This is a genomic window from Lacipirellulaceae bacterium, assembly GCA_040218535.1.
GTDB lineage: Bacteria > Planctomycetota > Planctomycetia > Pirellulales > Lacipirellulaceae > Adhaeretor.
The window spans coordinates 426,726-440,624 of record JAVJRG010000012.1 but is presented as its reverse complement, the minus strand read 5'-3'; the positions used below and the strand labels follow the sequence as shown (position 1 = coordinate 440,624).

The 13,899-nt window shown below is 56.0% G+C and carries 9 protein-coding genes; 5 read left to right on the top strand and 4 right to left on the bottom strand.

Annotation, left to right across the window (positions count from 1 at the left end; genetic code table 11):
* Positions 1-8: 8 nt before the first annotated feature.
* Positions 9-1,076 (top strand): 23S rRNA (adenine(2503)-C(2))-methyltransferase RlmN, encoded by a 1,068-nt coding sequence (gene rlmN / locus RIB44_15790; GenBank protein MEQ8618037.1) that lies wholly within the window; start codon positions 9-11, stop codon positions 1,074-1,076.
* Positions 1,077-1,164: 88 nt separating this feature from the next.
* Here the strand turns inward: rlmN and RIB44_15785 are convergent, their stop codons facing one another.
* From RIB44_15785 to RIB44_15770, 4 genes are all read right to left on the bottom strand, one after another.
* On the bottom strand, positions 1,165-1,950 hold the full coding sequence (locus tag RIB44_15785; GenBank protein MEQ8618036.1) for a response regulator: 786 nt from the start codon (positions 1,948-1,950) through the stop codon (positions 1,165-1,167).
* 474 nt (positions 1,951-2,424) lie between these two features.
* A complete protein-coding gene (locus RIB44_15780) occupies positions 2,425-5,424 on the bottom strand; it encodes a flagellin hook IN motif-containing protein (protein MEQ8618035.1) in 3,000 nt (999 codons plus the stop codon).
* Between the two features lie 187 nt (positions 5,425-5,611).
* A complete protein-coding gene (locus tag RIB44_15775; protein MEQ8618034.1) occupies positions 5,612-6,415 on the bottom strand; it encodes a hypothetical protein in 804 nt (267 codons plus the stop codon).
* A 10-nt stretch (positions 6,416-6,425) separates the two neighbouring features.
* Entirely contained in the window at positions 6,426-7,259 is an 834-nt protein-coding gene (locus tag RIB44_15770; protein MEQ8618033.1) for an alpha/beta hydrolase, read from the bottom strand.
* 633 nt (positions 7,260-7,892) lie between these two features.
* On the opposite strand from RIB44_15770, the gene RIB44_15765 reads away from it, so the two are divergent.
* The 4 genes from RIB44_15765 (at position 7,893) to RIB44_15750 (ending at position 13,761) form a co-directional block, all read left to right on the top strand.
* Complete coding sequence (locus RIB44_15765) at positions 7,893-11,024, top strand: vitamin B12-dependent ribonucleotide reductase (protein MEQ8618032.1); 3,132 nt, start codon at positions 7,893-7,895, stop codon at positions 11,022-11,024.
* Between the two features lie 1,672 nt (positions 11,025-12,696).
* Positions 12,697-12,918: a hypothetical protein gene (locus RIB44_15760; GenBank protein ID MEQ8618031.1), complete on the top strand. Its 222-nt coding sequence runs from the start codon at positions 12,697-12,699 to the stop codon at positions 12,916-12,918.
* Positions 12,908-13,519 carry a hypothetical protein gene (locus RIB44_15755; GenBank protein MEQ8618030.1) on the top strand — a complete coding sequence of 204 codons (612 nt, stop codon included), beginning with the start codon at positions 12,908-12,910 and terminating at the stop codon, positions 13,517-13,519. The genes RIB44_15760 and RIB44_15755 overlap by 11 nt, the downstream gene beginning before the upstream one ends.
* Before the next feature lie 26 nt (positions 13,520-13,545).
* Positions 13,546-13,761, top strand: coding sequence for a hypothetical protein (locus tag RIB44_15750; protein ID MEQ8618029.1), 216 nt, complete (start codon positions 13,546-13,548; stop codon positions 13,759-13,761).
* Positions 13,762-13,899: the final 138 nt, after the last annotated feature.

The following is a 13,899-nucleotide window of genomic DNA, read 5'->3' as shown; positions in this document are numbered from 1 at the left end:
CTACCCCCATGTCCCAGCCAAGCCACTTGCTTGACGATCTCGACGCCAACCTTGCGGTATGGTTGCAAGGGCACGGCGTGCCGAAGTTTCGCAGGAAGCAGATTCGCCAGTGGTTGTTTGAAAAGCGCGCCCGCAGTTGGCAGGAGATGACAAACCTGCCAAAGGCTCTTCGTGAGCAACTGGACGCGGAGTTGCCACTTTGGACGAGCCAAATTGCTAAGCATACCAAGGCGGAAGATGGAACTGAGAAACTTTTGCTCACGCTTGCCGCGGGAGGACAGATTGAGTGCGTTCTGCTGCGTGACAAAGTACGGCGAACCATCTGCATCAGCACCCAAGTTGGTTGCGGGATGGGTTGCGTGTTTTGTGCGAGTGGCTTGGACGGGGTAGATCGCAATCTCACCACCGGCGAGATCGTCGAGCAAATGCTCCGGCTACGGCACCTTCTCCGTGAGGAATTTGATGGGCCGGACCCTCGACTCACCCACATTGTCGTCATGGGCATGGGCGAGCCCTTGGCGAACCTCGACAACCTGCTCCCCGCTCTTGAAGAAGCTCATCGCGAAGATGGTCTGGGTATCTCCGCCCGGCGGATTACGATTAGCACGGTCGGCCTGCCCAAGTCAATCGATCGACTCGCCCGGCATGAGCGAACCTACCGGCTGGCGATCTCCTTGCACGCTCCCAATGATGAGCTGCGTAACCAACTCGTCCCGGTGAATGATAAAATAGGACTCGACGCGATTCTCGACGCGGCGGATCGTTACTTTGAAGTCTCGGGGCGTCGCCTCACGTATGAGTATGTTCTGCTCGCCGAATTGAACGATGCGCCCCAGCACGCTCGCGAACTGGCCCAGCATTTGGCTGGTCGCGAGGCTTTGCTGAACGTGATTCCCTACAACCCGGTTGCTGGCTTACCTTATGAAACGCCTACGATGGAAAGGCAGGTCGCGTTTCGCGAGATTCTCGAACAAGCTGGCATCCGCGTCCAGTTCCGGCACCGCAAGGGGAACAAGATCGACGCGGCTTGTGGACAACTGCGGCGCTCGCAGCAACCTGTGGTCGAACTGTCCTGACAAATACAAGCACGCAGCGTAAGCAAGAAAATTATCGAAGAGGCTGCCCATCCACTTGCTTGCGCTGCGTGCTTGTATTGGGCTCTGGTCAAATTGCCAATGTCTGTTTTGCTTCCATTCCCAGTTGCGTTTGCAAGTGGTCTAGTAACTTGCGCGGTTGGTAGGGTTTTTGGAACCAGCCGTCGACCCCACAGGGGCCGACTTCGACGTCGACCGTGTCAGGGTCCTCACCCGTGACGGCATAGACTTGCATTGAGGCGAAGTCGGGGTTCTCTCGGATCGTGTCGATGGTCTTTGCGCCATCAAGCCGTGGCATGTTGATGTCCATGAGAACGACATCGGGGGCCCGGCTGCGTGAGAGATAGACTAACGCTTGAAGTCCGTCTTCGGCGGTATCGACTTCAAAACCGCTCAGACGGAGAAGTTCGGCGAGGAGTTCCCGTTCGCCCTGATCGTCTTCGACCAGTAACGCGCGTCGCTTGGCAGAATCAACTTCGGCGGAAGGAGCAACGTGCTCTTCAAGTTGATCGAAAGTGCGAAGCGCACGATGCAGCGTTTTCATCGCCTTGTCGGTCATGCCGGCTTCCAGTTGCTTCTCAACCAGCCCGAGCGCGAGATGAGCCGTGTTGAGCTGGTTGCGCAAATCGTGAGTTTCTTTGTTGGAAGGCTGTTTCTTCGTGTCTTGTTTCTTAGACTGCTTGCGAGGTTTTGCCTCGCCTTCTTCGTCGACAAGTTCATGACGTAGCACGGGAATTTCTCGTGGCGCGTCAACGCCCACACGAACCCGGTTACCGTCAACACGAATGATTTCGACATTCACCCCCAGCGTGGGGAAGACGATGCGGTCTTCAGGACCGCGCGATAAGACTAACATGGTTGGATCTCCATTCCAGCCTGCTTGATGTGCTTTGAAGCAGCATCAAGAAGCTTGACCATCTTCACGATGGTTGCAGGTTCACTCCTGCATCAATTCCCACCGCGAACTTAAGCATCGGTAGCCTGACCGTTGCTACGCACGCGACGATCACTAAGACCGACTGGAGATCCGTCCACACATGCGTTTATGTTCGCCTCTTGCGAACCCCATTAATCTACCCCGGTGGGGGGTGGGCTGCCTATATCAGTTTCAGGCTGTTTTTCTCGTGGTGCTAGCACTTTGCTGGAGGGTCTCGCCGAGGGTCGAGGCATACCAGTTACTGGAATGCCCAATGACCAAGTCCAAATGACCAAGGCACGTTCGCCAACCGCTTGCGATTGGTCATTGGTCAATGAGATTTGGTCATTATTTGTCAGGTATGCCTCGTGCCTCGGCGATACCCAACGATTTGTTTGGTCCGCACAGCGGACCCTACGCCAGTAGGTTCAGCACGGTCTGAGGGTCAATCCCGTTGCTAGAAAGCGAGTTTTCCGCGATGCGGGGGTTCTCTTCGACGAGTTTCCGAAAGCTCTCGCTGAAGATAGCCGCTCGTTGAAGCTCGCTGGACTCGCTCTCGAATTCTGATAGCAACGAGCGGCGCTCGGTCAGACCGCCCAGTTCAGCTTGCTGTTGCTCACGCGTTTGCTGATTGAACAACGCGTTCTCTAGTTGGACGACTTCGGCTAGCGCCGATTCAAGGGCATCTTGCCGGGTCGAAGCATCACTGGCAAGCAACGCCCCGAGAATGGTATTGAGGTCTTCTTCTTTGACTGAGTCATCAGCATCCTCGGTCGCGACCTCGTTTTCGATCGTGAGCCCCTCGAACGTACTTGTGAATCCACTCGCGAAGGTGAGTGCCATTTCGGCATCGTTGGTTTCGACAGTAAATCGATTACCTTCGCCAGTGAGCGTTTCACCGTTGATGGTTGCTTCACCATCTGTTCCGCTTGCGGAAGAGCTCTCGGCGGTCAGTTCCCCTTCGACTTCGTTCGAGACTGTAATCGTGTCGAATGTCCCCGTGAAGCCTTCGGCGAATGTTAGGTTGAAGGATCCGTTCTCGTCGCTGAATGAAAAACTAAGGTCAGTGGAGTTGAGTGTTTCGCCGTTGATGACCGCCTGTGCATCGGAACCACTTGCGGAAGTCGCGGCATTGCTACTTTCGTCAACCGTGTTGAACTCAGCATCTGCTGCAGTGACGGTGATCGTGTCGAGCGTGCCCGTGAAGGCTTCGTCGACGGTCAGTGTGAACGTGTCGCCATCGACATCAATGCTGAACACCCCGCCAGCGGCGGCGGTGAGCGCTTGGCCGTTGATGGTGGCGGTTGCTTCGGCACCGTTTGCGGTTCCGTCGCCATTGCCACCGTTGAGGTCAAAGTCGCCGTCCTCGGCAGTCGCGGTAACGTCGTCGATGGTACCAGTGAAACCTTGCACTGCGGTGAATGAAACGGTCGTGCCGCCATCGGTGATCGTAAAGTCGTTACCGGCAGCAGTAAGCGCCTGGCCGTTGATGGTGGCCTGCGCGTCTTGACCATTAGCCGTGCCGTCACCGTTGCCCCCGGTAGTAGCGAATGAGCCAGAAGTGACGTTCACTTCGATCGCTGCTGCCGAGCCTACGTCGGTGCTGGTAATCGTTAGGGTATTGCCACTGACTGAAGCGGTTACTCCCGTGTTGGAAGTCTCTGCATTGATTTTGTCGCGGACGCTTTCCGCGCCTTCAAAAGTGCCAACAGAAATCGTCGCGGTTCCTTCGCTGCCGGTTAGCTCGAAAGTGGTGTTCGAGCCATTGCCCAGGATGCCGAATGTCCGAGTCAGTTCAGCACTACTGGCCGCCTGATCGATCGTCCCTGAGAATACCGTCGAACCGTTATCAGCAATCGCGTCCACAGAAAAACTGCTGATCTGTGAAGCATTGATGCCCGAGGTGCTCACCTGACTTTCCACATCGACGAGCTGAATCGAGAGCGTTGCATCACTCCCAGTATCGTCACTGCTGAATCGGAGTTGATCGCCATCGACGGTGGCGGTGACGCCTGTTGTGGCGGTCTCTTGATTGACTCGATCGGCGGCGGCGGAGAGCGTTTCGCCACCAGTGACGCTGATTTGGGCAGTTCCGACGTTGCCTGTCACGTCGAAGGTGGCGTCGTTGACGATCTCGCCCCCTCCGCCCTGGTAAACCAGGACGGCCGACGTTGCTGTGCTGTCGATGGAGCCACTGATGGTACGTGTCGTGTTCGCGGTGATTGAGCCGACTTGAAAGTCAGTGACCTGCGAGCCGTTCACGCCTGAGACATTCGTCGAAGAATCGCGTACGATGTTGCTGACCGTGACGCTTGCGGTTTCGCCGCTATCGGTACTCGTGAACACCAGTTCGTTCCCGTCGACGCTCGCGGTGACGCCGGTGGTTCTGGTTTCTGCGTTCACGCGGTCGGCTAAGCCGGCAAGCGATTCGCCTTCTGTTGCTGAGAACGACGCCGTGCCCGTGGATCCGGTGAGATCAAAGGTCGCTGTGCCTGCGACCGTGCCGCCGCTAGCGCCAATCAATCGTAGTTCGGCACTTTGAGAATCGGAAACGAACTGTCCGCTGAGCGTTGTCGTTCCGCTCGCCGTCGAATTGACCGTGAAACCTTCGATTTGGCCCGAGTTCACACCACTGATGGATTGCGTGGCTTCCAGCTCGATCACGTTGAAGGCCACTGTGGCATTCGAGCCAAGGTCCGTGGTCGTGAGTCGCAGTTCGTCACCATCGGCTTCGGCTTGCACGCCGGTGGCGAAGCGAGCATCGTTGATGCGACTAGCGACATCGCTGAGTGACTCACCCGCTTCAATCGAGAAACTTTGCGAGCCACGGTTACCGGTGACTTGGAACGTGCCCGTCGCGGTGGCTAAGCCGCTAGCGGCTCCGGTGACGCTAATGGTGGCGGCCTCGGCACTGCGGGTGACTTCGCCTTCAATTGTGGTGCTGGTGTTTGCGTCGATACGTACGACTTCGACGTCGGTCACTTGGTCGACGTTCTGGCCAGTAACGGTCGTGCTGCTCGTTTCGCTTGAGTTCTCAATCGCCCTGTTCGGCAGACTGCCGGAGACATCGCTGAAGCGGCGTAGCAACGATTCGAACTCTTGATCGTCGACACTCGACTGACTTAATGCACTGGCAAGTTGCTCGCGAAGCCCTCGCAATTGGTTGAGTTGTTCGCTGAGATCGGACTGTGCGTTCGCGGCGGCTGAGGAGAGCAAACTGCCCGACTGGTCCGTAGCTGAGTTGTTCACCGAGACATCGTTAGTCGCTCCGACTTGCCCCAGCAAGCTGCCGATTTTGTTGGGCTGAGCAGCGCTGCCGAAGAGCTTACCCACTTCGCCGACTTGCGCTAGGTCTCTTTCCAGCGAGTTCAGACCACGCACCAGCGAGGAGAGATTCAGATTGATTCGTGACATAGCCCTTCGCGCAGCAGCGCCCATCTTTCTGGCCTTAAGCCTGAGTCACAGCGGGAGGAGAGAGCAGATGTGCGCTCGCTGTGATGTAGGAACTAAAGTCTAGGTCATGAGAGGGTCAAACGAGAGCACAGCGTGCCTCGCTGACTCTGCCGAATAACTGGCATGACCGTTAGAACCAGCGTTGGAGCTACTCAACCGGCGGCAGCTTCTGGAGCGGTGCTTCAAAGATCGGTTGAGTCGACAGCGGTTGGTCGTTGGAGTACTCTCGGCTTCGCAACTCGTCCTCGCTTTCTACACAGCCGACTTCCCAGTCGAGACGATCTGCTTCCAAGGCTCTGCCACGTTGCGTAGTTGCTTCGTTGGTATCGGACATACGCGATAGTCCGACGGTGAACATCAGAAAATCATTGTCGCGGCCCGCAGTCGTGACATAGTAGTTGGCTGATCCCGTTAGGCGCCACTTTGGAGTTAGCCAAAGATGCACGCCCGCTTCAGGGATTAGAGCTGCGACAAAATCTCTTTCACTTTCGCCGTCGTTATCGACAAACCCGTCGCGGTCGTTGTCGATGCCATCGTTGCGAAGTGAGGTCTCCGGCGAGATGCCCGCATAAGCACCGAAGCCGGCATACGGGGCCAAACGTGATGGGCTTTGGACTCTTGCCGCGCCTAGCAGCCCACCGGAAACCGGCACATTCCCTTCGTAGAGCAAACCCGTGAGCCCGCCACGCATCTCGAGCCAAGAAGCGGTATAGTCGAACCCTCCCACCTCCGCGGCCAAGGCGTGCGGGTCGCCTCGGAATCCCATCGCCGCATAGCCTCCACTCTTCCCTCGTACATGCCGGGCATCAATCGCTTGCTTAGTCATCCGCGCTAGGTTGCCCGTGTGATGCGGATACTTGGCCGCGTAGTCGGGGTCGCTTCGCGCCCAGCGCGAGCCGGTGCAGCCGGTAACAATCAAGCAAGTTAGAAGTACAAAGGGTATTCGCATCATTGCTGGATCGCTATTGAGACCTTTCTCTTTTCGCGGGGACCTTGTCGAGAAAAGCATCAAGCGTTTGCAAATAGCCTGGTGGAGGTGTCCAGTTGTGATCTGCGCCCGTGATCGGGACGAGCTGCTTCGGCTCGTTCGCTGCGTCAAAAAGCCGCTTGCCATGTGCGAAAGGAATCAGCTTATCTTGCGTTCCGTGGGCGATCAGCAAGGGCTCTTGATAATCGGCGATCTTGTTGATCGAGTCGAAGCGGCTGAGCATCAGTAAGCCGGGTGAGAGTGGCAAGAGATCGTTCGCAACTTCTGGCAGCGAAGTGAAAGTGCTTTCGAGAATCAACGCCCGCGCCCCATCCTTGGCAGCAAGATCAACGGCCACGCCGCCTCCCAGGGAACGACCGAAGAGTACGATCTCGGTTTCGTCGATCTGTTCACGCTGTGCGACCCATTGCCGCGCAGCGCGAGCATCCGTTAGCAATCCTTTCTCGTTGGGTATCCCTTCACTGCGACCATAGCCGCGATAGTCAAACGCGAAGACGTTCACTTTCATTTCTTTGGTGAGCATCAGCAAGTCGGGGTACCGGTAGGCGATATTTCCGGCGTTCCCGTGGCAGAACAGTAGCGTGGCTCGTGGGTTTTCCACGGGGCAATACCAACCGTGCAGTTGCATACCATCGGGTGTTGTGAAATGAACGTCTTCGTACTCCAAATCGGGTGGCTGCCATTCTTCGGAGTGCGGACCGGCCGGTTGGTAGATGAGTAAGTCTTCCGGCGGTACCAAGCGCAGTCCGCACGGGGAGAGACAGCCCGCTTGCCCGAGTAGCGTTAGAAATAGAAAAACGTTTCGCACTCGCTTGCCTATCAATTAGAGACGGGTGTGGCGAACTGTACGAAATCCTGAGGTAGGGCAGCGAGTCCTATCCTCGAAATGGCACTTTGGGAGGCTCGCGCAAAGTGGGGAAATGGCCCGGATCAAGCCGCCAAGATTTCCTTGAGAACTGCCCGTTTTCCGGATCGACAGAGCCGGTTTGTCGACTATTTCCACAAATCATTACCTCGTAGCGACTTAAGTGTCTTAACAATTCGTTAATCGCCACTACGCTAGCACTTCACGTTAGACACAACCCGTGGTATGATAGCTACTTAGAGAAAACACAAGATTCTATTTGACGAGTTGAGCCAAAGGGATAGAATCACTCCTCGCTAATCACTTCATCTAGTATTAAAAATGGCATCGAATACTACATGTTGTGGAAATATCGGGATTCATTGTCGCTTTTTGCGGTAGTTTTACGATACACACTCTAAATCTTGTAGTCGCCCACTGATGGGAGGCTCAGGTGATCGACAGAGGATGTCGATGAGACACCATAGAGTGATATGCACATTTGTTCACACGTGGTATTTTGAATACCTTTTGGATGAGGCGTGCAAACGCAGGTAAGGATGCCCCTCTCAATCTCATTTCCTCAGGAGGATCGTCATGGCGACCACAACTCTCGGTACGTCCACCCCAACTTCTAGCTCGCAAGATGACCGCGGGCCGAAGCAATTTCATGGACGCTTGAAGATCGACCGCGACTTTTGTCCTGAAGGGGTCAGCGATCCGTTTGACACGGTGAAGTGGGAAGTCCGCTCAGCCGCGATCAAAGACGAAAACGGCGGCGTGCTGTTTGAGCAAACCAACTGCGAAGTTCCCGACTTCTGGTCGCAGCTCGCGACCAATGTTATCTGCAGCAAGTACTTTTACGGTGAAGTCGGCAGCGACGAGCGCGAGTACAGCGTTCGCCAACTCGTGCATCGCGTCACGCGCACGATCACCGACTGGGGCCTTGAGGACGGTTACTTCGCCAGCAATGAGGATGCTGAGCGTTTCTACCGCGACCTCTCCTGGTTGTGCCTCCACCAGCACGGGGCGTTCAATTCGCCCGTGTGGTTCAACGTCGGTCTGTTCCATCAGTACGGCGTGAAGGGTGCGAAGTGCAACTGGCGTTGGGATCCACAGACCGAACAAGTCGTGCAGCCCGAGAACCCGTACGAGTATCCGCAAGGTTCCGCCTGCTTCATTCAGCATGTCGACGACAACATGGAAGACATTATGGAGCTCGCCCGCAGCGAGGCCATGTTGTTCAAGTTCGGTTCCGGCACAGGCACGGACCTTTCGACGCTTCGTTCGCATCGTGAGAAGCTCGCCGGCGGCGGGAATCCTTCCGGGCCGCTTTCCTTCATGCGGGTTTACGATCAAATCGCTGCCGTCGTGAAGAGCGGTGGCAAAACCCGTCGTGCGGCCAAGATGCAGTCGATCAAGGTCTGGCACCCAGACGTGATGGAGTTCATCGAGTGCAAGTGGAAGGAAGAGCAGAAGGCTCACGTGCTGATCCAAAAAGGTGGGTACGAGAGTAACTTCAATGGCGAAGCCTACAGCTCGATCATGTTCCAAAACGCGAACCTTTCGGTCCGCCTCACCGACGACTTCATGCAAGCCGTTGAGAAGGGTGAATCCTGGACCACGCGTTGGGTCACCGACAACAGCAAGGAAGGCCCGACCTATCAGGCTCAAGACATCGTCGATCGCATGGCCGACTGTGCTTGGCACTGTGGCGACCCCGGCGTGCAGTACGACACGACGATCAACAACTGGCACACCTGCCCCAACAGCGGGCGGATCAACGCCAGCAACCCGTGCAGCGAGTACATGTTCCTCGACGACACGGCTTGCAACCTGGCGAGCATCAACCTGATGAAGTTCCGCCATGAGGATGGCACCTTCGACGCCGCCGGCTTCAAGAAGGCTTGCCGGTTGTTCTTCATCGCTCAGGAAATTCTGGTCGATCACGCCAGCTATCCAACTGAAGACATCGCCCGCAACAGCCACTTGTTCCGTCCGCTCGGCTTGGGTTACTCCAACCTGGGCAGCGTGCTGATGAGCAACGGGCTGGCTTACGATTCGGACGCCGGTCGAGGCGTGTGCGGAGCGATCACTTCGCTGCTGCACGGGCAAGCGAACCTCACCAGTGCGGAACTGGCCGAAGCGGTTGGTCCATTCGAGGCATTCGAAGAAAACCGCGACCCGATGCTTCGCGTCATGCACATGCATCGCGACGCGGTCGAGAAGATCAACGAGGAGTGCCCCGACTACTTGGTCGACGAAGCTCGCAACACGTGGGAGCAAGTCCTCGCCGCAGGTCGGGCACACGGTTACCGCAACGCTCAGGCGACGGTTCTCGCCCCGACCGGCACGATCAGCTTCATGATGGATTGCGACACCACCGGCATCGAGCCGGACATCGCGCTGGTGAAGTACAAGCAGCTCGCCGGTGGCGGCATGCTGAAGATCGTCAACCAGACGGTGCCCAAGGCGCTGGAAACCCTCGGCTACGATCAGCCGGAGATCGAATCGATTCTCGACTACATCGAGAAGGAAGACACGATCGAAGGGGCCAGCGACTTGCACGCGGAGCATCTTCCCGTGTTCGATTGTGCGTTCACCCCGCGCAACGGCGTTCGCAGCATTCCTTGGCAAGCACACGTCACGATGATGGCCGCCGCTCAGCCGTTCCTCTCCGGGGCGATCTCGAAGACGGTCAACATGCCGCGTGACACAACGCCCGAGGAAATCGGCCAAGCGTATGTCGATGGTTGGAAGCTCGGCCTCAAGGCCTTGGCCATCTACCGCGACGGCTCGAAGGATAGCCAGCCGCTGAACACCGGCACTGAGGCTGACAAAGCGAAGGAGAAGGAAGCGGCACTCGCTGCGAAGCCTCGTCGCGAACGCCTGCCTGACACCCGCGACAGCAAGACGCACAAGTTTAGCGTCGCTGGCCACGAGGGCTACATCACCGTCGGCATGTTCGCCGATGGCCGCCCGGGTGAGTTGTTCATCACAATGGCTAAGGAAGGAAGCACCATCGGCGGCCTGATGGACGCCTTCGGCACGGCCGTTTCGATGAGCCTGCAGTACGGCGTGCCGCTGGAAGATTACGTCCGCAAGTTCAGCCACATGCGGTTCGAGCCGCAAGGCCACACGAAGAACCCGGACATCCGGATCGCCAAGAGCCTCATTGATTATATCTTCCGTTGGCTGGGCATCACATTCCTGCCCGGGTATCGCGAAGCGAGTTTAGGGCTTCCTGCCGACCCCGTAGCCTCCGGCTCTGCCGGGGGATCGCCTTCCGGTTCGTCCTCCAACACCAAGGACGACAGCGAAACCGAGAGCCGGCCCGTCGCCAAGAAGGAAGGCGGGCCTAAGAGTGGTCAGGATTCGACCGACGCTACCGCAACTGTAGCCCACGCCTCTGGCGTGGGATCATCCCCCGCGAAGAACGGTTCCGCCAACGGCACCAATGGCCACGCCAACGGTTCGACCAACGGCAGTTCTAACGGGAACGGAAACGGTTCGTTGGCGGGCGGCTACAGCCAACGCCTGCTCGAACGCGCCGGCGTGCTCGTCAAAGACGACAAGCCTGAGGCGAAGGGTGCGATGGGTGCCCGCAGCGAACAATTTGCCGGCTTCCAAACCGACGCCCCCAGTTGCGACAACTGCGGCAGCATCACGGTGCGAAACGGAAACTGCTACCTATGCCACAACTGTGGGAACTCGATGGGGTGTAGTTGAGGTTGGTAGTTGTTGGGCGCTAAGCGCTCGTTAGAAATCGGAAAGTTTGAACGAGGGGCGAATCGTGTGAGCGGTTCGCCCCTCGTTTCTGTTCAATGGCAACTAGACAATATAAGGAATACAACATGCGACGAGGTGAGAGAAGTTACGAGCGTAGGTGTTTGTGCAATTCGATTGTATAAAAGTGTGTGGATCATCCTGAGGGATCGGAATGGTTTCGCAATCCAAATACCGTCGGAATCGAACACGGTGCTTTAATGTGGAAGGACCGTGAAGGAAATCTACAATACGTTTTCAGACTGCAAAAAAAGGTATGGATAGGAATAGCACGAGTGAAGGCCCAGCACAAAAGATTTCCTGCAGAACTAGTCAAAGATGTTCTTTATGCAGAACACAATTTGCACGCGGATGATATGAGTCCGCAAGCTGCTCATACTGTCCTACAACTTGGGTTGTTCAATGAATTGAAGGAATGATTGTAGAACAGTCAGCGTAAACAATGGCACTCTGCAAGCAACACATTCACGACCTGGAAAAGGACTCAGGACCAACCATCGGAGCATCGCTCCCGATACCGGTGGCGGTGTTTTCTGTGCGGCACGCTTGGCGACCATTCTGAGCGAACGCTTGATTCCTAGCCAGAATAAATGCAGCGAGTAATACCACAGCGTTAGGCATAATCCAGGTGCTCAAATATCTAAAGCAAATCTGGCCTTGGAGAAGTGGCAAGCAATATTCCGTCGAATCGTACATGCCGGACGAAACCATAAGGCTCTCAGAGCCGATTCGTACGCCGGGTGGAAGTCGGGTCACGGTCCTTCAAGTGTGCGTTGATGTTTCATGTGCTTTAGAAGCAGATGAAATCTCAGTAATTGACGTGAACCACTCAAGGAAAGGCGTATGTTTAGTCGGCACCGATTTCAGGATGAATGTTGCATCCAAACACACAGGTGAGGCCTGGCTGTCGTCAAAGATATTCTCTCGATCGCAGCTTAAGGAATTAATCGAGAGGGAATTGGCACGCGACAACTCTGCATTGCGAAGGATTATTATGCGAAAAGCGCATAGCGACGGCCTGCAATTTCCAAGGCAAGGCTTTGCTAGCAGACACAGAATTCCTCCTGCCGCCCTCATCAAAGCGATTAATGGCAAATTGCCAATAGAGGAAATTGAGAAACTATTTCAGACCAACTCTTGCTACAGAGAAATTGAGTTTGATTACACGAAGTCAGACGGAAGTTGTAAGAGGCGGCGCGTTATTCCTCTCTCAGTTTTGGGGAGGTCATTGCGTTGCCGAGAGACTGAGAATGACGAGGTTAAGAATTTTCGAATAGATCGGATTTCCAACGTCACAAATTGATGGCACCCCACTCAGGTTTTTTCCTTCCAGTGCCATCTAAGAAGCCGCCGGTTGAGCGTTACCAAGAGTTTTGGCCCCCTCTTGCGTTGCCGGCATCCTCGCGCACTGCTGGTCAGCGTTTCTGCAGGCGATTGCGGGGAGGCTGGTACTCTCGACCAAACCGACTTCGGTCGGCGGTACGCGACAAGCCAGCAGTGGCACACTTTGCGGGGCGTTTTCTTGAGAATCTGGCGTGTGGTATAATTGATGCGCGTGCAATAAATTCTCCCGCAAGGATCTACTCACTAGCCCTGGCCGCTTGATTGGGGAACTATGTCTGGTCTCAACCAACAAATCGATGCCGCGAAACAGGCTGAGGTGAGTCAGGAAACACTCACCGTCGCCCAGCGCTCACGACGGCTTGTGCAGGTTTGTCGAACCGCGGCTCAGCAGCTTGCGGATCGCCGGGCGTCGGGGATGCCTGACCCAGAGCCCGCGCCGTGGCCCCAATCGACATGGGACTACCTCAAAAGTCAGGTCGGCCATGTCTCCTGATGATTCGTCCGCTGATGGTCCTGATCCCCGGCAAGAGGTCCCTAAAGATGCGGCTACCGTTGCGGCGGAGTTGGGAGCTCGACTGGAAGAGTTGGGTTGTCGTTACGCGATTGGTGGCGCGTTGGCACTCGCTTACAGTAGTCAGCCGCGCGCCACGCTTGATATTGATGTCACGCTTTTCATTTCGCAAGACGAGAAGCAACAGGCTGTGGAGGTTCTCGAAGCCTGTCCGTGCGATTTTCGTACCAGCGATCTCTTGCAAGGCTTTTCTGAGCATGGTTTCGCTCAAGTACAGTATCAAGGGATTCGGGTCGATATCTTCTTGCCGCTGAATGATTTTTACATGGCGGCCGAAGAGCGTAGACAGAGAGTCAGCATGGCGGGTCGTGAGGTCTATGTTTGGGATGCGGCTACGCTCTGTGTTTTCAAACTGATGTTTTTCCGCCTCAAGGATTTGGCAGACATCGAAGCAATTCTCCGCGAACAAGGCAAGCAACTCGATCGCACGTGGATTGGCGAGCAAGTTGAGAACCTGTTCGGCAAGCGCGATCCTCGCACGACGCGTTGGCAAGAATTATCCGACGCGAATCCTGTCTATTGATTTCTGCTTCCGCTAAACTGCCACCCATGAAGCGGCTCTTTGAAACTATTCGCCGGCGCATACTGCGTGGGATTCGCCTTTCCGACGAGGAGGAGGCGACCGTCGAGGCGGTGCAGAAGCGGATTCGCAAGGCGCTCAGGAAAGACAAGGGGATCCGGCTCAATAAGCACGAGCTGCGTGTGCTGGGGTTGTACGGTTTGCAACGTCAAAGTGATGACGACGACGAATGGGATGACGATTAGCTTTGTCAACGCGCCGCTCGATCACGGCTTCGAACTGCTAGGGTTTGGAGCCAAGTTTTTTTGAACCACGAATTGAACGAATAGCACGAATTTCTTGTGGTAAGTCGACAGAGATTTTTGGCTTGCGATGCCTCGTTA

Bases quoted from the DNA above. Each gene is read 5' to 3' on its own strand.
- rlmN (MEQ8618037.1), top strand. From the start codon at position 9: ATGTCCCAGCCAAGCCACTTGCTTGACGATCTCGACGCCAACCTTGCG.
- RIB44_15785 (MEQ8618036.1), bottom strand. From the start codon at position 1,950: ATGTTAGTCTTATCGCGCGGTCCTGAAGACCGCATCGTCTTCCCCACG.
- RIB44_15780 (MEQ8618035.1), bottom strand. From the start codon at position 5,424: ATGTCACGAATCAATCTGAATCTCTCCTCGCTGGTGCGTGGTCTGAAC.
- RIB44_15775 (MEQ8618034.1), bottom strand. From the start codon at position 6,415: ATGATGCGAATACCCTTTGTACTTCTAACTTGCTTGATTGTTACCGGC.
- RIB44_15765 (MEQ8618032.1), top strand. From the start codon at position 7,893: ATGGCGACCACAACTCTCGGTACGTCCACCCCAACTTCTAGCTCGCAA.
- RIB44_15760 (MEQ8618031.1), top strand. From the start codon at position 12,697: ATGTCTGGTCTCAACCAACAAATCGATGCCGCGAAACAGGCTGAGGTG.
- RIB44_15755 (MEQ8618030.1), top strand. From the start codon at position 12,908: ATGTCTCCTGATGATTCGTCCGCTGATGGTCCTGATCCCCGGCAAGAG.
- RIB44_15750 (MEQ8618029.1), top strand. From the start codon at position 13,546: ATGAAGCGGCTCTTTGAAACTATTCGCCGGCGCATACTGCGTGGGATT.